This window comes from Bacillus seohaeanensis (genome assembly GCF_042684945.1).
In the GTDB taxonomy this organism is placed as follows: Bacteria; Bacillota; Bacilli; order Bacillales; family Bacillaceae_B; genus Rossellomorea; species Rossellomorea seohaeanensis.
This window is the reverse complement of sequence record NZ_JBHUMF010000030.1, coordinates 321,264-342,772: the sequence shown is the minus strand read 5'-3', so window position 1 is coordinate 342,772 and position 21,509 is coordinate 321,264. Positions and strand designations below refer to the sequence as shown.

The following is a 21,509-nucleotide window of genomic DNA, read 5'->3' as shown; positions in this document are numbered from 1 at the left end:
GGACGGATATAATGTGTCAGGAACAAATAAGGAATGTATAGCAGAAAGAGGGGTCTTCTCCATAAGTTCGACTTATGGAGAAGACCCCTCTTTGTTTATAATCTGATCCCTAGAAGAGATCATAGAAGGGGCAAAAACGCCTTTATAGTATCCTGAGCTCATGCTTGTTAGGGTCATTCAAAATACCGCCGCTGTTATTATTAATATATATCAATGTATCCACTAGATAAATCAAGGTCTATCCTGTTTTTACCTGAGCCATGTGTACCTTCAATTGATTTATTTCCGCTAACCTTTTTTGTAATTAGTGGGAAGTTACAGTTAATATCGCCGCTACTTACCTTACCTTTTAAATGAAAATCTGCATTTGATGGCAAGTCGAGTTTGGCGGAACCAGAGCTGACATCTATTTGAATTGGATCGGATAATTCATCCATTTGAACTTTTAAAAAACCAGAGGATACTTTTGCTTTTAATGGTCCTGTGTAACGACTGATTTTTATATCCCCTGAGCTTACGTCAATTGTTCCATCTGTTGTTATTAAACTATCTATGTTGATATCTCCTGAAGAAACTTCTTGATCAAACTGTTTTGCAGTAATATTTTTAAGGTTTGCTTTTCCAGATCCAATTTCTACTGACAATTCATTTAATTTAAATGGGGTGTTTTGGGATTTACCAGAGAATTCTAGGTTGCCTGATCCTAGCTCAATTTCCATGTCTCTTTCATAGTCCTCGGGAATATAAATAGTAAGTTGCGATTTATTATTGAATGAAAACCATTGAAACCACTTTTTCTTCACTTTTACCTCAATGCTATCTCGATTTTCTTTTACGATTAGTTTCCCCTTGCCATCTAATGTAGCTTCTAAGTCGTTCCGATCTTCAGGAATAATTTTTGCCTTTACACTCGATACATCAATTTCAATTAGTTCCGTATTTTTATTTACAGATGCCTGGTTGTCATGGTCACCAAAGGAAAACCAAGAGAATAGATTTGAATTATAGAAAATGATCCCTAGACCGATAACAATAAATAATAATATAAATAGTGAGTTTTTCATTTTCATTCCTACTTCCTTCTTAATTTTTTTTAATCATAATTAAAATAGGGATAATCAACAATGTTCTTTAGATTTAATTTTTACTAAGTCTGGAGGCTGAGTTGATCTAGGATGTAAATAAAAAATAAGAAAGGGGGCAAGCAAAACAAAGATGGGGATAAATATTAAAGTGTCTTTTCATTTAAAAATCTTGTTTGCGTATAAAAAGGGATTAAAATAATAACGACGCCTATAAATAAACTGGAAACTGTTTCACCGAATGGCGTGTAAGTGATTGGTAAAGGTCTACCAGTATAAAAATAGTCTACTGCCATACAAACTATACCTACAATATACCGTTGATGGTTTGACTCTGTTTCGGACGATAACGCCACTGATACCAACATATTGCTCATTATCTAATCCCTTTACGTAGTCATAGTATTCGGCACTTTTTTATTTTGAAGAGGAGTGCTTATGACTCGAAGGACTAGCCGTCAGAAATAGACATTTCCTTTCCAAATTAAAGTTTAAATAATGGGGAAAAGTATCAATCCTTTTTCACAACCTTATGAAGGTGGAACTTTTCAATCTAAGTTGCTTTGTTTCTCAAATGAGAAAAAACGGGTTATTATATAATAAGGATAGAAGTGGAGTATTAATATTTTATCTGCGTTGACAGGCTTATTTTACAGGTGTATCTTAAAATAAGTTTGTAAATTGCTATGTGATTATTTGGGGGAATTCCATTGGTTACGATTCATAAAACCAAAACAGAAAAAGCATTTGATACAGCCAAACGAAAGGCGAAAAAATTAAATCATATGGTTCTTCTTAGTATAGTAGAAGAAATTGAAAATATAGACCCGTTAGCATTTTTTCATATTGGTCATTCTTTGTATGGTGGGGAAAGATTTTTATGGAAAGACCGAGATGATTCAACGGTTATAGCGAGTTTAGGCGTTGCGTATAGTTTAAAAAGCAATAGGGAGCATGATTGTTTTTCGCATGTTGAAAAAGAATGGAAGCGTTTAACAGACGAAGCAGTCATTTATTCGGCAGAAAAATGGGAAGGAACAGGGCCATTATTATTTGGAGGATTCACTTTTGATCCACTAAATAATAAAGGAGAAGAATGGGAGGCTTTTTCCCATGGCACATTCCGCCTTCCGAAGTTTATGGTAACAAAGGTTGGTAAAAAGTGTTATTTTACAATAAATGTTGTTTGTTCGTCACAAGGAGAACAAAGCTCTCTCTCTTCGCTTGAAAAGGAAAAACAGGAAATTTTCGGACAGTTAAGAAAGAATATTACCTTTAGAAAACCTGAGCTTCATTCCAGTAAAGATGTGAATCCAGTAGGTTGGAAGCAGTCTGTTTCAAATGTTGTTTCCCAATTGAAAAAAGGTGAAATGGAAAAGGTAGTACTTGCACGAAAATGTGAAATGACTTTCCAAGAAGATGTCTCCATAGACTATGTGGTTGATAATCTTTGGACGCAACAGACAGATAGTTTTATCTTTTCATTAAACATTGAAAATAGTTGTTTTATTGGTGCAACACCTGAAAGATTGGTTAGAAAAAGTGGAGAAAATATACTGTCAACTTGTTTGGCAGGTTCTATTGCAAGAGGAAGCAGTTTAGAGGAAGACGAAAAGCTTGGTCTTTCGTTACTATCTGATCAAAAAAATCGCTATGAACATCATCTTGTAGTGGAGAAAATCCAGGAGGCTTTAGCACCTTATTGCCACGAAATTGAAATGCCCAAAACGCCTAAATTGATGAAAATGAAGGACATTCAACACCTGTATACCCCTGTTATCGGTAAAGCATCAAAGCATGCCTCGCTTCTTGAAATAATAGAAAGAATGCACCCTACACCTGCTCTTGGAGGTGTTCCACGAGAAAAGGCAATGGAAACAATTCGTAAAGAAGAAGGAATGGACAGAGGATTCTATGCTGCTCCGATAGGATGGCTAGATTCTTATGGGAACGGGGAATTTGCCGTTGCAATACGCTCAGGATTAATTAATAAAAATTATGCTTATTTATACGCAGGCTGTGGAATTGTAGCAGATTCAGAACCTGAAAGTGAATTTCTAGAAACGGAAATGAAATTTAGACCGATGATAAGAGCAATAGGGGGCAATACAAAATGATGTCTGATTATCAAAAGGAAATAACAGCTTATTTAGCTGCGTTTATAGAAGAGTTAGCAGGAAGTGGAGTAGACGAAGTTGTCATTAGCCCTGGCTCTCGTTCTACTCCTTTGGCGTTATTATTTGCCCATCATCCTAAAATAAATGTTTATATTAATGTGGATGAAAGGTCTGCTGCTTTTTTTGCATTGGGAATAGCAAAAACAAAAAGAAAGCCTGTTGCATTGCTTTGTACGTCAGGTACGGCAGCAGCTAATTACTATCCAGCTATAATAGAAGCGAAGTACTCAAAAGTTCCACTAATCGTTTTAACAGCAGATAGACCTCATGAATTAAGAGAAGTAGGAGCACCACAGGCAATAGATCAGATTAATTTATATGGGAAACATGTCAAATGGTCTGTGGATATGGCTTTGCCTGAAAGTAGTCCAAGCCTTCTTCGCTACGTAAAATCGGCAGCGGCACGCGGTATAGGTATTGCGACTGGAAATCCGAAGGGACCAGTACATTTTAATTTTCCTTTCCGCGAACCACTTATCCCTAATCTTACTGATGATCTGTTTTCAAAATCTAGTAATGGTTCTAAATCAATGCAAAAAGATGTTAAACATGGAAAGAAAGAGCTTCCTTTTACAGCGACTGCCTCATTGCAAGCTGTTTTGAGCAAAAAGAAAAAAGGCTTAATTGTTTGCGGTCCAAATATAAATCCCGAGGCGATTTCGGAAATTGTTACGTTAGGTGGTCAGTGGGGATTTCCAATTATTGCAGATCCGTTATCACAGATGCGAAGTGGAAGCCACGATCAGAAGAATATTATTGATACTTATGATACTTTTTTGAGGATAGAAGAAGTAAAGACAGAGCTTCAACCAGATATTATTATCCGTTTCGGAGCAATGCCGGTATCGAAAGCATTAACCTTATATATGAAAGATCTTCACGAAACGGACTACTGGATTGTTACACCTGATGAGGACTGGCTTGATCCTAATGCCCAAGTTACTGAAATGATTTACTGTGATGAAAGTGCTTTTTGTCAGGCCTTTCCGAAAGAAAGTGACAATAAAGATAGTACATGGATAGAAAAATGGAAGCTTATCAATGATCAAACTAGAAAGCATATGGAGAAGACAGAATATGAGTTAGATGAAGGGAATGCAGTCCGTTACTTTCTTCAAACACTACCTGAGAATTCCTCTGTGTTCGTTAGCAATAGTATGCCAATTAGGGATATTGATACATATTTTCATAACAATCAGCAACAGGTTTCTATTATGGCAAACAGAGGAGTAAATGGAATCGATGGTGTTGTGTCGACTGCATTAGGAATGAGTACTGTTACAAAGCCTTCCTATTTGGTAATAGGGGATTTGGCGTTTTTCCATGATTTAAACGGTCTGCTTGTAGGGAAAAAATATAGCTTAGATTTAACTATCTTTGTATTAAATAATAACGGTGGTGGAATATTCTCCTATCTCCCGCAATCTTCAGAAGAAACCTATTTTGAATTATTGTTTGGGACACCGATGGATTTAGATTTTGCTCATGCGGCTAACCTGTACGGAGCGAAGTATTCAAAGGTTACAAGTATGGATGAACTTCAAATTTGTTTAGAAGAAGGACGTCAAGTAACAGGGTTGAAGATTGTAGAAGTGATGACGGATCGTGAAGTAAATGCTGTAAATCATCGAAAACTGTGGAATTCTGTTTCCCAGGAAATTATCGAAATACTAAATGGTGACGAATGATGATCATAACAGCTAATAATGTTAATTATTTTGTAGAAGTAACGGGAGAAGGACCACCGGTGTTATTTTTGCATGGATTTACGGGAGATAGTACGACATGGGAGGCAATTACTTCTAAGCTACAACAAAATTTCAAATGTATTAGTGTTGATATTATCGGCCATGGAAAGTCTGATGCACCTGTTGATTCGACGCGTTATGCTATTGAGAAGGTTGCAGAAGATCTCAAATATATTTTACATGAGCTTGATGTTCATTCCGTTTCCATTCTAGGGTATTCGATGGGAGGGCGTCTCGCATTAACATTCGCTATCTTGTTTCCTAGTTATATTGATAAACTAATATTGGAAAGCTCTACACCCGGCTTGCGCACCGAAGCAGAAAGAATAGAGAGACGTGAAAAGGATAAAACACTATCAGACATGATTGTAAAGGAGGGGCTTTCCTCATTCGTAGAATATTGGGAAAGCATTCCACTATTTTCTTCTCAAAAAAGACTGCCGCTATCTGTTCAAAAGTCAATTAGAGATCAGCGGCTAAGCCAAAATCCTAAAGGACTTTCTGCTAGTTTAGCAGGGATGGGAACAGGAGAGCAGCCTTCCTGGTGGGAGGAATTTAAACAACTAGATATATCAATACATGTATTAGTAGGGGAAGAGGATACTAAATTTGTTTCTATCGCAAATGAAATGAAAAAAGTGAATGAGAAAGTTGAAATTTTGACTTTTCCTCACGTAGGACATACAATTCATGTGGAAGAACCGCGAAAATTTGGTACAATGGTAGAGGAGATCTTGAAAAACTCATAGAGGAGGCAATTACATATGGCTATTGAATGGGTATCAGGAAGAAATTATGAAGATATTCTGTATGAAACATATAATGGGATTGCTAAAATTACGATTAATCGTCCTGAAGTAAGAAATGCTTTTACTCCAAGAACGGTTATGGAACTAATTGACGCTTTTGCTTATGCACGTGACGATTCGAGTGTTGGGGTAATCATTTTAACGGGTGCTGGCGAAAAAGCATTCTGTTCTGGTGGAGACCAAAGTGTACGTGGACATGGTGGATATGTAGGAGAAGATGAGATTCCTCGTCTAAACGTACTTGATTTACAACGATTAATCCGTGTTATCCCAAAACCAGTTATTGCGATGGTTGCAGGGTATGCTATTGGTGGAGGACATGTTCTTCACGTTGTGTGTGACTTAACTATTGCTGCAGACAATGCAATCTTTGGACAAACGGGTCCTAAAGTTGGAAGCTTTGACGCTGGTTATGGTGCAGGCTACTTAGCTCGTATTATCGGACATAAAAAAGCAAAAGAAATTTGGTACCTATGCCGCCAATACAATGCACAAGAAGCATTAGAAATGGGACTTGTTAATACCGTTGTTCCTTATGAGCAATTAGAAGCGGAGACAGTTCAATGGGCAGAAGAAATGTTAGAGAAGAGTCCGACAGCACTGCGTTTCTTGAAAGCATCGTTTAACGCTGATACAGATGGACTTGCAGGTCTTCAACAACTTGCTGGGGATGCTACACTACTTTATTATACAACAGATGAAGCGAAAGAGGGTCGTGATTCTTTTAAAGAAAAACGTAAACCAGACTTCGGTCAATTTCCTCGTTTCCCTTAATAGTCTAAAGCTTGATGGTACTCGACAAACACCATCAAGCTTTTTTTACTTAATGGGTAGTAACTTTTACGAAATCGATCTATTTTTAGTAAGTATGCTACTGAAAAATAGGCTATTTTCCGTAAAGCTTATTGTTTTTAACGGAAATCAACGGGCAGAATGTATAAGTGAAAACAATAATCTATGAGAAAAGAGCCAAAAAATAACAATGACAGGAATGGAGCTTAAAGGATGGAAAATGGAAGTACACCTAACTGGTTAAAACAGCGAGCTTTTCTTACACCGAATCGAATTGCATTAATCAGTTCGATAAAACAGTATACTTTCCAAGAGTTATGGGAGCGGACGAAATCAATAGCAGGAAAGATCAAAACTGCTACACTACACGCAGAAAGCTGGTGTATGGGCTTACTCATTAAAAACACCGAACAATCAGTACTGCTCATTCATGCTTTACAACAACTTGGAATATCAGCAGTACTTTTAAACAATAAATTGAGCGCAAAAGAATTAGATTTCCAACTGAATGATATGGGGCTTAAGATGGTTATATATGATGAGTCATTTCAAGGGAAAATAAACGAATTAGCGTCATGGAATTCCAATGTAAATATGCTTTCCATTTCAACGCTGCAAACATTTAACGAAACTCCTTTTGAACAAATTGAAACTTTTTCATTTGAAAAAGTGTGCTCTGTCATGTATACCTCGGGTACAACAGGAAAACCAAAAGGGGTATTACAAACCTATGGAAACCATTGGTGGAGTGCTATCGGTTCTTCCTTGAATCTTGGGCTTCATGAAAAGGATATGTGGTTATGCGCTGTCCCTCTTTTTCACATTAGTGGTTACTCCATTTTGATGAAAAGTGTTATTTACGGAATGCCAGTGAGGTTATATGAAAGTTTTGATGTGAGTGAAATCAATTATGAATTGAAACAGGGAAAGGTGACAATTATGTCGGTTGTCACAAATATGCTAAATCGTATGATGAATGAACTAAGAGCTGGTGATTCATACCATGAAAATTTCCGCTGTATGCTTTTAGGTGGGGGACCAGCGCCATTACCATTACTTGAAACGTGCAAGGAGCGAAACATTCCCGTTTTTCAAACATATGGGATGACGGAAACTTCCTCTCAAATTGTTACACTTTCGCCTGAATATAGTATTTCAAAATTAGGATCTGCCGGAAAACCCTTATTCCCTGCAGAAATTAAGATAATGAAAAATAATAAAAGAGCCTTACCGTATGAAGAGGGAGAAATCTATGTGAAAGGTCCCAATGTCACAAAAGGATACTATAAGAGGGAGGAAGCAAATGAGAATAGCTTTGTTGGAGAGTGGTTTCAAACTGGGGATATTGGTTATGTAGACGAGGAAGGTTTTTTATTTATGCTTGATAGGCGTTCTGACCTAATTATTTCAGGAGGGGAGAATGTTTACCCCGCACAAATAGAAGAAACATTACTAAGTTATCCAACAGTAATGGATGTAGGTGTTGTAGGAATTCCTTCTTCTAAGTGGGGAGAGGTTCCTTGCGCATTTGTCGTTACAAAACAAAAAAATGTTTCAGAAGAAGAGCTACTTCTCCATTGCAGGCAACACTTAGCTTCTTATAAAACACCGAAGAAATTTATTTTTGTTGATGAGCTTCCACGAAATGCCTCTAATAAATTATTAAGAAGAGTACTAAAAGATTGGTGGAAAAAGGAATTGAATCAAGAATGATGGACATACAAAAAGTTGTCTTACACATCGTCCAAATGCCGCTTAAAAACGCCTTTTCCACACATCTTGGGACAGTTGATATACGGGATGGGATTATCATTGAAGTTATCGATGGGAATGGAATGAGCGGCTATGGAGAAGTTGTAGCTTTCACTACACCTTGGTACACAGAGGAAACAGTAAAAACCTGTCTGCACATGCTTGAAGAAATCCTTATCCCACTTGTTTTTTCAAAAGAAATAAAACACCCCAAAGAAATTATTACACTTTTTAATAGCGTTAGAAGAAATCAAATGGCAAAGGCTTCACTTGAAATGGCCATTTGGGATTTATTTGCCAAACAACAAAATAAGCCATTATGGCAAATTATCGGTGGATCAAGACAAGAGGTATTATCCGGTGCTGTTGTCAGTGCTTCTTCAATGGAATTGATGATTAGGCAGACAGAAGATCTTGTTCAAGAAGGATATACTAGAATAAAAGTGAAAATTTCTCCTAAACATGATTATGGAATTTTACAGAGTTTAAGAAAAAAATTTCCCCATTTAATGATAATGGCTGATGCTAATTCAGCATACAGCCTGCAAGATAAGGAAGAATTAAAAAAGCTTGATGAACTAAAACTTGAGATGATTGAACAACCACTTGCTGTTGACGATATCGTGGAACATGCTATATTACAAAAAGAACTTCAAACGCCAATTTGTTTAGATGAAAGTATTACAAGCCCAATGGAAATGAAAAATGCAATACATCTGCAAAGTTGCAAAATGGTTAATATTAAGCTTGCTCGCGTTGGAGGCTATTCTAATGCACTTGACATCTATAAATTGTGCCAACAAAACAATATCGGTGTCTGGTGTGGTGGAATGATTGAGTTTGGTGTTTCTCGTGCTCATAATATTGCCTTGGCAACACTTAGTGGTTTCTCCTTTCCAGGTGATATTGTTTCTTCTACACGGTATTGGGAAGAAGATATAATTGAACCGGAAATTACGGTTAAAAATGGTAAGATAAAAAGAATAAATAGTCCAGGCATTGGTGTTACTATTAACTGGAAAAGAATGATGGAAGTGACGAAAAGTAGGAAGGAATACAATGCGTAAAACAAAGAGCTGAACAGGTAATTATGTTCAGCTCTTTACTTAATCCACGAATATAAAACTAATTACGAATTCTGGGGAATCGATTTAAATTCGGAAATTATTCAATATGGGTCGAAGCATTCAAGATTTTTGCCGTAAATATTGTTTATCATTCATAAACAATCTCCAGAAGTAGAAAAAGCCTGGAAATAATATCAAAAATCCGACAATATAGGTTATAAATACTGCTTTAAACGAATTTGGATCAGTAAAACCAGTTTGTATTGTTACAGCAGGATAAATAATATATGGTAAATGAGCTTTTCCATATGTAAAGCTTGCAAGCATATATTGAAGTGTAATTGCAATTACTGCTACACGAGGGTGCCCTTTTATACCATCTTGATCTGTTGGAAAAAATAATGCTATACCCGCAACTAGAAATCCAATAAGAGAGATTAGAAGAAGAGGCAAGTCATCCATCATATTATTGTAAATCCAGCGCGCCTCTGTCCGGAGTGTCACCATAAGGAATAATGCCATAATAATTACAAATGGTCCAATTATCATAGCATCCCTGCGATAAACCGTGTAAGCACTTAGCTCTTTGGACGTTTTTGCATAATCAGCTAGCAGTAGAGAAGAAAGAAAAAGGGTACTTGTAATAGCAAATCCAATAAATGCATATGCATTAGGACTAGTAAAAAGTTTGCCAAGTTGAAGAGTCTGTCCATCTGTAAAGTCTACATATTCACCATGTGAAATCGGCAATACACTAATGAGTAAGCCCGGGATAATTAAGCCAGTAATTCCAGAAACATATGTTAATATCTTTCTATAGTCATCTGCCACATGAGAAAACACAAGAAATGCACTTCGAATCGCGAGCAGTAGTAATATCATGCTACCGGGAACTAATAGCACTGTTCCTAAAGAATAAGCGGCTCCTGGAAAAAGACTGTACACAGCAACAACAAGGGCTACGATAAAGGTATTGGTTACTTCCCATGTAGGTGATAAGTAACGATTTGCGATATTGGTTGCTCTTGTCCTTTCCTTATTAATATAGAGCATAGACCAAAAGCCTGCACCAAAATCCATTGTGGCCATAATTGCATAGATGAACACAAACCCCCATAGTATCGAAATGGCAATAAGTGCTTGAGTCAATGATATTACCTCCGTAGTAAAAAAATTATAACTTATGTTGATAATGGAACATTTTTATTTTCAGATTTATTGAGGTCATTTTCCACTGTATTTCTCTTGAAGTAATAAAGTAATACGAGAACAACTGCGATTGCTAAGATGATATAAACGGCGACAAAGAGAGTGAATAAAGTGCCAAGGTTTCCGGATGACGTTACAGAGTCTTCCGTACTTAATATTCGATAAATCGTCCATGGTTGTCTTCCTGTACAAGCAAATATCCAACCAAATTCAATCCCCAACACAGCCAGTGGACCACTAGCTACAAAACTCCACATCATCCACTTAGGAAATGTATCTTTTTTCAATATTTTTTTCCAAGCAACGGCGATAAGAGCAAGAAGAATAAGTAGGCTTCCAATAGCGACCATTCCATTGAAGAGTGTATGTATAAATAATGGAGGCCAATATTCTTCGGGAAAGTCATCAAGCCCCTTGACTTCCGTATCAAAGCTATTTCCTGCGAGAAAGCTTAACGCCCAAGGAATTTCAACTGCCCATTTTACCTCTTTTTCTTCACGATTAGTAAAACCTCCTATAGCAAGCGGGGCATGTGTCTGTGTTTCGAAAAGCCCTTCTGCCGCAGCTAGTTTTTCCGGCTGATATTCATGAAGCATTTGTGCGGAAGCATGGCCATTAATAGCAGTGAGAAAGGAAAAAATCCCTCCAACGATGACACTGGCCATAAGTGCTTTTTGATGAAACTTATATACCCTCGTCCCAAAGGGGGTACGTAACATCTTGAATGCAGCGACTGCTGCAATTGCAAAAGAGCCGACAATATAAGCGGATAACGCAACATGTGTTGCAGTAACTAAAAAGCTAGGGTTGAAAAATGCTTCCCATGGATTAACATTAACAATCTCGCCATTTACAACCTCAAACCCTGCTGGTGTTCCTTCAAATGCATGTACATTAGTAATCAGAACAGCTGATGCAAGTCCACCTATTGCAACGAGAATCAAACTAACTATTCTCATCCATGGGGCAATTCTATTAGCTGCGTATACATAAATGGACATAAAAAGGGCTTCAATAAAAAATGCGTAAATCTCAATTTGAAAAGGTAATGCCATTACTCTACCGATTACCTCCATAAACCCTGGCCATAATAGGGAAAGCTGAACACCAGCAATTGTACCAGTGGGGATTCCGACTCCCAATAATACGGCGAAGGTCTTTGTCCATCTTTTTGCCATTACTGCATAATCATTGTCATTGGTCCTTTGATAAAGAATCTCTGCTACTAGTATCATTAAAGGAATTCCAACACCTAATGTGGCAAAAATAATATGGAATGCCATAGTGGTACCAAACATAGACCGTGCTATTAACAAATCGTCCATTCTCATAATTCCTCCATTCGTTCTTTAACATTTCCTTATTGTCCACAAAATGGTAATAAGTATGCAGAAATTAAAATAATGAAGCTTTCCCATCACGCATAGGTAAAAAAAACGAAGCAACCCTTTAAAAGGATTGCCTCGTTGATTATTGTAAAGCCTTTCTCAATGTTTCAATATTTTGTTTCATGAGCGAAAAATAGTCCTCATTATTCTTTTCATCCTTTTCTGTTAAAACAGAAAGGTTATGAAGATATAGTGCTTTTGCATTTAATTCTTTTTGGACGACTTCTGTTAGACGGGACGAAATATTTTGTTCGAATAAGATATATTGAACATTATCTTTTTCTCCCTGATCGATAATTTGCTTTAGTTCCTTTTGTGACGGTTCGTCCGCTGAATTGAGACCAGCTATTGCTTGTTGATTAATTCCGTACCGTTCCTCCCAGTAGCTGTATGCTGCATGGGAAACATAAATAGTATCGCCGGAAACATTCTTTGTTAATGTATTAAATTCAGTATCGAGTTCATCAAGCTGTGTCTGTAATTCGCTAAGATTAGACTGGAATTCTTTTTTATGCTCAGGCAGTTCTTCTGCAAGGGTATTATAAATAGATTCCGCCAGTTGTTTACTGTAGACTGGGTCTAACCAGACATGAGGATTTATATCATGCGAATGTCCTTCATCCCCATGAGCGTGATCTTCATGATCTGTTTCATTATCAGCATGATCTTTTTCAGAATCAGCTCCATGCGATAAGGAAATATTTTCTCCCGTAGCTACAACATTTACATCTTCTTTTTCCAAAATTTCATTTGCTTGGTCCACAAAGCCTTCAAGTCCTAAACCGATGTAAAAAAAGATATCCGAATCGGACATATCCATCATATCCTTTTGGGAGGGCTCAAAAGAATGCTCATCAGCTCCAGGGGGATAAACACTTGTTACTTCAACGTATTCCCCACCAATTTTTTCAGTAAAGTCTTTTAAGGGGAAGACAGTAGTATAAATGTTTAATTTGCCATTATTCTCATTTGGTTTAGATGGATTTGTACTACAAGCTGTTAATAAAAAAATTAGAAAAATAAAGGCTAGTTTATAGGTTATTTTCAAAAAATCACTCCTTTTTTATAATAGAGCTCTCACGATTATAGTAGAACTGCGAGTAGTATAATAAGGTTCTTTTCTCACAGATTGTTGTTTTACTTATGAATTTTGCCCGTTGATTTCCGCTACGGGCACAAGACTCCTCGGGGAGGAACGGGGGCCTTCTAGAAAAGCGGAAGCGGCTTGCCCAGCTCGTGAAGAAAATAGGAAAATTTCCTAAAGGCGCTTTTTGCCTTTTGGGGATTTTATCTTTTTCACAGCGAGCTAGCCGCTGGAGCTAGACATCGGCTTCGCCTGCGGGGTCTCCCACTTCCCTCTCTTCCCACAGGAGTCAAGTGCCCGCAGCGAGAATCAACTCAGTAGGTTAAACTTAGTTTTTCGTTAAAAAGCAACAATCTTTATGAAAAAAGCCTATAATAATAAGTTAATTGTAATGATTACGATTTGAAAGCCAAGAGTTATTTTACTACCGAATGAGAGAATAAGCAAGATATAAGAATGAAAATTGATTGTATAATTATATACATTTTTTTGCAAAATCCACACAATTATACAATCAATGAAAAAAGCCAGTTATTTTTTATTTTTCTGTTTGGAAGGTGGCCAGTTTTCTGGAACGTAATCGATACCGCCAGGATGAAATGGATGGCATTTCATGATACGCTTAATTGTGAGGTATCCACCGCGAATTGCTCCATATTTTCGAATTGCCTGTAATCCATATTCGGAACAGGTGGGATAAAAGCGGCAAGTTGGTGGCTTTAATGGTGAAATAACTAGACGATAAAATTTGATAAGTGCTAAAAATAGTTGTTTCAATATGTAAAGGCCTCCATTTATCAAAGGAATATCCTTATAGTAAAACAAACTGGAGTATTAAACAATTTTTTCATATACTCAATAATCGCATTAATTTGATGAAAAAACTCGGGATTTATTGTATAATAGATATAGATTCTCGATAGGAGTGATATTTAATGCCTTCAGTAGAAAGCTTTGAATTAGATCATAATGCAGTAAAAGCACCATATGTGAGACATTGTGGAGTTCATAAGGTAGGAAGCGATGGTCTTGTGAACAAATTTGATATACGTTTTTGCCAGCCAAACAAGCAAGCGATGAAACCAGATACTATTCATACGCTTGAACATTTGCTTGCTTTCACTATTCGTAAGTATGCAGAGCCTTACAACCATTTTGATATTATTGACATATCTCCAATGGGATGCCAAACAGGCTACTATCTTGTTGTAAGTGGCGAGCCTACGGTAGAAGAAATTATTGATCTGCTAAATAACACAATGAAAGAAGCAGTAGAAATAACGGAAATTCCGGCTGCAAATGAAAAGCAATGCGGTCAGGCAAAACTTCATGACCTAGAAGGAGCAAAGAGATTAATGCGCTTCTGGCTTGGTCAAAGCAAAGAAGAATTAAAACAAGTATTTGCTTAATATAATGTTTAGGCATAACAAAAGAGAGCAGGATTTGCTCTCTTTTGTTATGCCTTGTTTTAGCTTACATGATTATTTTTGTCTTCTTCCGTTTTTTTGTTCTCTAAGTGCGGATTGTTTTCAATTGGATCAATTGTATGTTTAACAGATGTATATGCTTTTGAGGTTGTGAGTACAGATACTGCTATAGTGACAATACAAATAATAACCGCAAGTATCATTACTATTGTTAAGGCCATGCTTTTTCCTCCTTTTCTACTGGAAATGGATTTATATAGTTTGCGTATATTGTGCTACTTCTACTTTAGCTTTTCTTTTTATTTTATCATGATATCAGGAAGGCAACATTATATAACATCATTATTCAACAATTTGTAACTAATTTTCTGTATTAATAGAATAACTTTTGATACCTTTAGGGGGAGGAGGAGTTTTCATGAATATATCTAGTATGATGGGAAAGCAAGTTGCTGAACTTCAACACACCTTAAGTATGAATTTGTTAAGTAGTCAAATGTCAACACAAACGGCACAAGCAACGGTAATGCTTGAGGATTTTCGAGAGAATCAAGCTGCATCACATCCATATAAAGGCCAAAGTTTGGATATTAAAGGATAGGGAAAAGGAGGAGAGGGGCCTATACTGGGCAACACTCCTCTTTTTATTGTCTAGCTCTATAGCCTTTCAAAGAGCCAAAGAACTCCTTTTGGAGATGCTCGTCTTATACAAGCCTTTAGTCTGGTCAAGGTGTTTGGACATTTGCTCGATAGAAAATGAATAACACTTCTATTAGAAGAGCCTACGTAAAGGTAAGCTTGTTTTTTAAACCATTCTTTAGCTTTTGTTTTTCATTAATGCAATTCTCTATTTTGGTAGGCAGAGAGTTCTATCTCTTCCCCAGACCATTTTTCTTTTAATGTCTCAAATATGTATAGCCTAAAAAAGTATTGGAGTTCTTCGGTACTTAATTCATGAATTAGCTCTAGAAGGTCTTCTCGAGACGTTTCTTCCAATATGGTAAGGGCGATGAGATCTAAATCTTCTTCAGTTCCTCTAATTCTTCCGCGGTACAATTCAAAAATTTCTTCAATTAATTTCACGCTTTTCACCTCTTTCTTATCATTCGTTAAGAACATACAAACCATTCGGAGCATATAAATAAGTAGGACAACCTATCTTCTTATCCCAAATAATGGGCAGCGAAATTCTCTTTGTAAAAATTTTATTTAATTGTCTTTACCCCTTCCGCATGAATTTAACCAAGGTGTCCTTCTATCCCGTATGAACAAATAGTCCCTAACCTTAAGATTTAGAGGGATGAAGTTCCCTTTTATCTTACACCCTTTTCTGTAGGTTTTAAGGAGGAATACTAAATTGAAAGTAATTATACCAGTAGCAGCTGGGCTTGGATCCCTTGTTTCGTATTTATTTGGAGGATGGGACACTCTTTTAATGGTCTTAATTATTGCTGTTGTTATCGATTATTTTACTGGATTGATTGCAGGCGCAATAGAGGGAAAGTTATCTAGCAGTGTTGGGCTCCGAGGCATCGGTCGTAAGGTGTTAATTTTTTCCCTTGTCACTGTTTCCCACCTTATTGATACTATACTAGGAAGTCAGCACTTTATTCGTGAAGCGACGATTATTTTTTATCTTTGTAATGAATTATTATCCATTATTGAAAATGTAAGTAGAGCAGGTGTACCGGTTCCCGACTTTTTAATCAAAGCAGTAGACGCATTAAAAAATAAACGTAAAAAATAACCAGGTATAAGAGTATCCGTTATGAGGAAAAAGAAGAGAAAAGATTATAATGAGGTGGAAAGCTTGGAAGAACAAAAAAATGATTACTATATTGAAGTTGCGACAGGAGAAATCTCCAGAAGTTCAACCGATTCACCTTGGAATTTTAAAATTTCTGCAACAGATGAGGAAATAACTCAATTGAGAGAGATATTTGATTCAAATCATTCCGTTAGTTGGCAGAACTTCTTTCGTGCTCATGTACCATATAAAGAATATCATCATGATTGGGAGAACCATGCTTATGATCGTAATTTAGTACAAGTGTATAAAATGATTCACGATCTTGGTGATACTGAATCGAAAAAATTCATAGATGAAATGGGCATTTTAGATTAGAGCATCCTAACATGAGAGAATAGATTCAGAAGTGAAATTATCTCCGTTATAAACAAAGGTTGTTTTTGTAGGATTTTTTGTTTGTGGACAATGAATCGTTCCTTTCCGCTCCACTTTATATTTTCAGCTGTTGTTAAAAGCCACAATCTTATAGAAAACAACCTAAATAAAAGAGATTGCCAGCAATTAAATTGCTGGCAATCTCTTCTACTAGTTACATCAGTAGTTTGTTAAAGGGAAATTTCTTCAGCTGTTTCTACTATTTCTTTTGGTACTTTAATTTCATTTACTTTATTAAATTGATCAAAGTCGCTCTCTAAAGTTGTTTTTGTTTTCATTTCATTGTCTTCAATTTTCATCGTCATATCCATCACAGAGTTAAGCTTTGTCGTGTAGAAGGTATCTTTGCTAATAAAAATTTCATATTGTACTTTATCAAATTGCATGTTTTGTAGTATTTCCTCTTGTCCTTGTAACATTTCTGGCATTACTTCTTTCATCGTACTTTCCAGAAGCTCATTAAATTTATCACCTTCTGCATCTAACGTTAAAATGTAGTGGTTGTCATCTTGTTCGAATGTGAAATCATCCATAAATGGTTCAAGATCTTTTAATTGCTGAGACGGATCTGTTTGTGCGTTAGACATTTGAAGAATTTGTTCAGAGTATTCTTTCGGCATTTTTACCCACTTATTCTGCATGTTATCCTTCATAAAAAAGCCGTCTTCGGTTAAGTAGCTTTCCGTTTCCATGTTTTCCATTGGCCCTGTTGCACCATCGGCAACCATGCTCATATCCATTTTTTGATGGATAGCAAGTGGTTCCATCACCATAGTTGAATCAATGGCAGATTCCATTTCTATAGTTCCTTCTTCACCTGGCATTGTCATCTCTTGATTCATTTTCATACTAGAGTGCATGCTCTTCAAATTTTCAGTGGCTTTAGCAGACTTTTCATACACTTCTTTTAATGTAAGCTCTGCCTTCTTTTCTTCTGTTTTTGTTTTTTTCTCTCCAGAATTCGAGTCATCCGATACAGGGGCTGCGGTTTGATTACACGCTGCTAAGAACAATACTAATACGAATGATATTAGTGGTAACAATAGTTTTTTCATATAAGCACTCCTCACATTTTTGTTTCCACCTAATAATACGTTAAATGGGGTTTGTTAGTTTCGAATTTTTGGAAAATGATAAAAAAGACCTAGGAAAGCGGAAGGGATGAAGAAGAGGGGATTCATCGGTATAATGAAAAGTGAATGAGGTGTTGCAATGTATCGGTTTATTGATCAGAATGGACTCAAGATTGAATTATCTTTTGAAAAAAATTCCTTCCTAGAACAATCGGCACATGTTCTTGTTTTGAGCCAATATGAAGGGAAGTGGCTTTTCACCTTTCATAAAAAAAGAGGTTTAGAGTTTCCTGGGGGTAAGGTCGAAAAAGGGGAAACATTAGAGGAAGCAGCGATCAGAGAGACATTTGAAGAAACAGGTGGGGTTATTTCCGGACTTCAGTTTATTGGAGAATATAAAGTATATGACAGTCCACCTTTTATTAAAACCATTTTTTTTGCTGACATTGGGCAGATAAAAGTGAAGGACTCTTATTTAGAAACCTATGGTCCTCGGTTGTGGCGAGGGGATTTACTTTCCATAAAAGATGATCCGAAATTTAGCTTTATTATGAAAGATGATGTGGTTACGATGACAGTGAATTATTTGAGGGATGAGGGTATTATATAAAATAGATTGTTTGCTAAAATAGGTTATGTACCGAGAGAAAATGTGTGAATATCTATGATGCGTCTTTGAAAGGAAGAGAATATGCAAAACGGGAAAATAATAAAAAAAGTCCCATTTCCGTCACCTAATCCCCATGTAGAGTTGTATGAGGTAGTATACTTTTCGGAAGGGTTGGCTGTGAAGGGGATGCTAGCCGAACCAAAAAACAATAAAGTGTATGACGGTTTTCTCTATTTAAGAGGAGGCATAAAAGGAGTGGGCATGGTTAGACCTGCTCGAATTGCTCAATTTGCTCAAGAGGGTTTCATTGTTTTTGCACCATATTATCGCGGGAATTTAGGAGGTCAAGGCCAGGAAGACTTCGCTGGCGATGATCGTTGGGATGCTTTTTCAGGATTCGAATTATTAAAAGATTACCAAAGAGTTCATCCGAAGAGAATACATGTATTTGGATTCTCTAGAGGTGGAGTAATGGCACTATTAACTGGTATACATAAACAAGATGCTACCTCTATTGTGACGTGGGGAGGAGTATCTGATATGTTTTTGACATATGAAGAAAGAAAAGATTTACGGAGAATGATGAAAAGAGTCATAGGAAGTCCGAATAAGTATCCTGAAAGATATGAGTGGAGAACACCGCTTTATCATATAGATAGAATCCAAGCTCCAGTACTTATCATTCACGGTGAAGAGGATCAAAATGTTTCTATTGAGCATGGAAAACGTCTTGAAAAGCGGTTAGAGGAGCTTAATAAAGCGGTAGAGACTAAGTATTTTAAAGGATTTACACATTACTTTCCGCCGGCAACAAATCGTGAAATAGTGGTGATGCTTTGTGAATGGATGAAGCGTCAGAGATAAAGTTCAAACCCTAAGGACTAGGGGAGGAAACTGAAGATAGAAATTTTTATTAATATAGGTTCAGGAAATGATTGGGAAAAGCTGGGGATGATCCAAAACGAAAGAAAAAGGATCTAGATTTAAAATTATTGATTTAGACAGAAAAAATCGCAAATGCGACAGAAATTTGATTTTAAAAAGTTAGGGGAAAAAATAATGGGAATGGGTCTTGAATTAAATACAATGATTGTTACGAAAGGAAACGAATTAAGAAAAGAGGAGAATCTCTTTGAACTAAAAAAAGCTGGGTATCGTCTTTATCCAATGCATATCCCCACCGAAGTAAGAAAGACAAAAGATGCTGAATCGAGCGGATATGCTACAATTGAAAAATTGGAATGGGAACAGGAGACGACAACTATTTTCTATCGGTTAATATCATTGAATTCGACAAATTAATAGTAAAATATGGTTTAAACGGAGAGGTGAAAGTGCTAGGAGGCACTTTCACTTTTCTATGAAAAAAGAGGTTGACTATAGTGTGAAGCACTATAAGTCAACCTCTTGATGTAAGATTCATAATCTATCGCACAGTTGGTCCGCCTTTTTCTCCAATTTCTTCTGCAACCTGGGAAAATTTATTGAAATTTTCATTGAACTTATGTGCAAGTTCTTTTGCTTTGCTTTCGTAAGCATTTTCGTCAGACCAAGTTTTACGTGGTTGTAAAACTTCATCAGGTACACCAGGAACATGTACAGGGATATCGAGACCGAAGACGTCATCCTTTACTGTCTCTACGTTACTTAATTCACCTTCCAATGCTGCTTGAACCATTGCGCGAGTAAAGGAGAGTTTCATACGGTTTCCAACACCATATTCTCCTCCAGTCCAACCTGTGTTAACAAGGAAGACTTGTGCGTTATGTTCATCAATTTTCTTTCCAAGCATCTCTGCATAGCGTGTTGCAGGAAGTGGAAGGAATGGAGAACCAAAGCAAGTAGAGAACGTTGCTTCTGGTGATGTAACTCCGCGTTCTGTACCAGCAAGTTTAGATGTATACCCACTTAAGAAGTGGTACATTGCTTGTTCTTTCGTTAATTTGCTTATTGGAGGCAATACTCCAAATGCATCGGCTGTTAGAAAAATAATTGTATTTGGATGCCCGGCAATACTAGGAACAATAATATTGTCAATTGCTTGAATCGGGTAGGCAGCGCGAGTATTTTCAGTTAAGGAATTATCTTCATAATCAGGTGTTCTGCTTTCTTCATCTAGGACAACATTTTCAAGAACAGAACCAAATCGGATAGCATCATAGATTTGTGGTTCCTTCTCCCTTGTTAAACCAATACATTTTGCGTAACAGCCACCTTCAATATTAAAAACGCCATTTGGTGACCAACCATGCTCATCGTCACCAATTAATCGGCGGTTGGGATCAGCTGATAGTGTTGTTTTACCTGTACCAGACAACCCGAAGAAAAGAGCGACGTCACCTTCACGACCAACATTTGCTGAACAATGCATTGGAAGGATATCAGATTCAGGGAGCATATAATTCATAACCGAGAAAATGGACTTCTTCATTTCCCCTGCATACTCTGTTCCACCAATTAAAACAACCCGTCGTTCAAATGAAACAATGATGAATGTTTCAGAATGGGTACCGTCTACTGCTGGATCAGCTTTAAAGTTTGGAGCTGATATAATTGTAAACGCTGATTTATGATCCACCAATTCATCTTCATTCGGACGAATAAACAATTGATGAGCGAAAAGGTTATGCCAAGCGTATTCGTTTATCACTTGAAGAGGCATTCTGTGTTTGTGATCTGCTCCTGCAAAACCTTTGAAAACGAAAACCTCGTCTTTTTCTTTTAAATATTGGATTACTTTGTCATGTAGTTTATCAAAAGATTCTTGAGAGATTGGTTGATTAACAGAACCCCAATCAATTTTTTCTTTTGTTGAGGGTTCTTCTACAATAAATTTATCTTTAGGCGAACGCCCTGTATATTTACCAGTCTCGGCACGAACAGCACCAGAAGAAGTTAATACGCCTTCATTGCGATTTAATACTTTTTCCACCAATCGTGGGACCGAAAGCTGATGTTGAATATTTTGACCGTTTAGTAATTCCATTAATTCATTAGACATACTCACTGAATTCATTCGAACCCTTCCTTTTATCATTATTTAAGGTTTTTACCCTAGTGAAGATAATGTTTAAGAAATAATTAAGAAAGATCAATTACACTTGGA

The 21,509-nt window shown here is 36.7% G+C and carries 22 protein-coding genes and 1 pseudogene; 13 read left to right on the top strand and 10 right to left on the bottom strand.

Annotated elements, in window-relative coordinates:
• Positions 1-200: 200 nt before the first annotated feature.
• Both liaG and ACFSUL_RS13160 read right to left on the bottom strand, forming a co-directional pair.
• Positions 201-1,070, bottom strand: coding sequence for a LiaG family protein (liaG, locus tag ACFSUL_RS13165; protein ID WP_377936114.1), 870 nt, complete (start codon positions 1,068-1,070; stop codon positions 201-203).
• A 185-nt stretch (positions 1,071-1,255) separates the two neighbouring features.
• Positions 1,256-1,490: pseudogene (locus tag ACFSUL_RS13160) on the bottom strand (1,4-dihydroxy-2-naphthoate polyprenyltransferase); the annotation flags it as partial.
• Between the two features lie 302 nt (positions 1,491-1,792).
• Here ACFSUL_RS13160 and ACFSUL_RS13155 point away from each other — a divergent pair.
• From ACFSUL_RS13155 to menC, 6 genes are all read left to right on the top strand, one after another.
• Entirely contained in the window at positions 1,793-3,199 is a 1,407-nt protein-coding gene (locus ACFSUL_RS13155) for an isochorismate synthase (protein ID WP_377936112.1), read from the top strand.
• On the top strand, positions 3,196-4,947 hold the full coding sequence (menD, locus tag ACFSUL_RS13150; RefSeq protein WP_377936110.1) for a 2-succinyl-5-enolpyruvyl-6-hydroxy-3-cyclohexene-1-carboxylic-acid synthase: 1,752 nt from the start codon (positions 3,196-3,198) through the stop codon (positions 4,945-4,947). The genes ACFSUL_RS13155 and menD overlap by 4 nt, the downstream gene beginning before the upstream one ends.
• Positions 4,944-5,756, top strand: a complete 813-nt coding sequence (gene menH / locus ACFSUL_RS13145; protein ID WP_377936108.1) for a 2-succinyl-6-hydroxy-2,4-cyclohexadiene-1-carboxylate synthase — start codon at positions 4,944-4,946, stop codon at positions 5,754-5,756. Before menD ends, menH begins: the two co-directional genes overlap by 4 nt.
• 15 nt (positions 5,757-5,771) lie before the next feature.
• Entirely contained in the window at positions 5,772-6,590 is an 819-nt protein-coding gene (menB, locus tag ACFSUL_RS13140) for a 1,4-dihydroxy-2-naphthoyl-CoA synthase (RefSeq protein WP_071410961.1), read from the top strand.
• Between the two features lie 231 nt (positions 6,591-6,821).
• Positions 6,822-8,321, top strand: coding sequence for an o-succinylbenzoate--CoA ligase (locus ACFSUL_RS13135; RefSeq protein WP_377936106.1), 1,500 nt, complete (start codon positions 6,822-6,824; stop codon positions 8,319-8,321).
• Entirely contained in the window at positions 8,321-9,427 is a 1,107-nt protein-coding gene (menC, locus tag ACFSUL_RS13130) for an o-succinylbenzoate synthase (RefSeq protein WP_377936144.1), read from the top strand. Before ACFSUL_RS13135 ends, menC begins: the two co-directional genes overlap by 1 nt.
• A gap of 120 nt (positions 9,428-9,547) precedes the next feature.
• Here the strand turns inward: menC and ACFSUL_RS13125 are convergent, their stop codons facing one another.
• The 4 genes from ACFSUL_RS13125 to yidD form a co-directional block, all read right to left on the bottom strand.
• Positions 9,548-10,576, bottom strand: coding sequence for a cytochrome d ubiquinol oxidase subunit II (locus ACFSUL_RS13125; protein WP_071410963.1), 1,029 nt, complete (start codon positions 10,574-10,576; stop codon positions 9,548-9,550).
• 32 nt (positions 10,577-10,608) lie between these two features.
• Entirely contained in the window at positions 10,609-11,961 is a 1,353-nt protein-coding gene (locus ACFSUL_RS13120) for a cytochrome ubiquinol oxidase subunit I (protein ID WP_377936103.1), read from the bottom strand.
• A gap of 145 nt (positions 11,962-12,106) precedes the next feature.
• Positions 12,107-13,072, bottom strand: a complete 966-nt coding sequence (locus ACFSUL_RS13115; RefSeq protein ID WP_377936101.1) for a metal ABC transporter solute-binding protein, Zn/Mn family — start codon at positions 13,070-13,072, stop codon at positions 12,107-12,109.
• Positions 13,073-13,639: 567 nt separating this feature from the next.
• A complete protein-coding gene (gene yidD / locus ACFSUL_RS13110; RefSeq protein ID WP_377936099.1) occupies positions 13,640-13,885 on the bottom strand; it encodes a membrane protein insertion efficiency factor YidD in 246 nt (81 codons plus the stop codon).
• 158 nt (positions 13,886-14,043) lie between these two features.
• On the opposite strand from yidD, the gene ACFSUL_RS13105 reads away from it, so the two are divergent.
• The gene (locus tag ACFSUL_RS13105; protein WP_377936097.1) at positions 14,044-14,517 is read left to right on the top strand and encodes an S-ribosylhomocysteine lyase; all 474 of its coding nucleotides are present in this window, start codon (positions 14,044-14,046) and stop codon (positions 14,515-14,517) included.
• Between the two features lie 59 nt (positions 14,518-14,576).
• On the opposite strand, the gene ytzI is transcribed toward ACFSUL_RS13105, so the two are convergent.
• A complete protein-coding gene (ytzI, locus tag ACFSUL_RS13100) occupies positions 14,577-14,756 on the bottom strand; it encodes a YtzI protein (protein WP_071410968.1) in 180 nt (59 codons plus the stop codon).
• Between the two features lie 197 nt (positions 14,757-14,953).
• Here ytzI and ACFSUL_RS13095 point away from each other — a divergent pair, with 197 nt between their 5' ends.
• Entirely contained in the window at positions 14,954-15,136 is a 183-nt protein-coding gene (locus ACFSUL_RS13095; protein WP_071410969.1) for a polyribonucleotide nucleotidyltransferase, read from the top strand.
• 233 nt (positions 15,137-15,369) lie between these two features.
• Here ACFSUL_RS13095 and ACFSUL_RS13090 read toward each other — a convergent pair whose 3' ends face one another.
• A complete protein-coding gene (locus ACFSUL_RS13090; protein ID WP_377936094.1) occupies positions 15,370-15,618 on the bottom strand; it encodes a DUF6154 family protein in 249 nt (82 codons plus the stop codon).
• A gap of 274 nt (positions 15,619-15,892) precedes the next feature.
• Here ACFSUL_RS13090 and ACFSUL_RS13085 point away from each other — a divergent pair, with 274 nt between their 5' ends.
• Positions 15,893-16,282: a phage holin family protein gene (locus ACFSUL_RS13085; protein ID WP_377936092.1), complete on the top strand. Its 390-nt coding sequence runs from the start codon at positions 15,893-15,895 to the stop codon at positions 16,280-16,282.
• A gap of 21 nt (positions 16,283-16,303) precedes the next feature.
• Entirely contained in the window at positions 16,304-16,660 is a 357-nt protein-coding gene (locus ACFSUL_RS13080) for a hydrolase (protein ID WP_377936090.1), read from the top strand.
• Positions 16,661-16,890: 230 nt separating this feature from the next.
• Here the strand turns inward: ACFSUL_RS13080 and ACFSUL_RS13075 are convergent, their stop codons facing one another.
• A complete protein-coding gene (locus ACFSUL_RS13075) occupies positions 16,891-17,775 on the bottom strand; it encodes a DUF6612 family protein (RefSeq protein ID WP_377936088.1) in 885 nt (294 codons plus the stop codon).
• A gap of 157 nt (positions 17,776-17,932) precedes the next feature.
• Here ACFSUL_RS13075 and ytkD point away from each other — a divergent pair, with 157 nt between their 5' ends.
• From ytkD to ACFSUL_RS13060, 3 genes are all read left to right on the top strand, one after another.
• Positions 17,933-18,403, top strand: a complete 471-nt coding sequence (ytkD, locus tag ACFSUL_RS13070) for an RNA deprotection pyrophosphohydrolase (RefSeq protein WP_377936086.1) — start codon at positions 17,933-17,935, stop codon at positions 18,401-18,403.
• A gap of 81 nt (positions 18,404-18,484) precedes the next feature.
• Positions 18,485-19,267 (top strand): alpha/beta hydrolase family protein, encoded by a 783-nt coding sequence (locus ACFSUL_RS13065; RefSeq protein ID WP_377936084.1) that lies wholly within the window; start codon positions 18,485-18,487, stop codon positions 19,265-19,267.
• Positions 19,268-19,462: 195 nt separating this feature from the next.
• Positions 19,463-19,705, top strand: a complete 243-nt coding sequence (locus ACFSUL_RS13060; protein ID WP_071410975.1) for a DUF2584 domain-containing protein — start codon at positions 19,463-19,465, stop codon at positions 19,703-19,705.
• 124 nt (positions 19,706-19,829) lie between these two features.
• On the opposite strand, the gene pckA is transcribed toward ACFSUL_RS13060, so the two are convergent.
• A complete protein-coding gene (gene pckA / locus ACFSUL_RS13055) occupies positions 19,830-21,419 on the bottom strand; it encodes a phosphoenolpyruvate carboxykinase (ATP) (RefSeq protein ID WP_377936081.1) in 1,590 nt (529 codons plus the stop codon).
• Positions 21,420-21,509 lie beyond the last annotated feature (90 nt).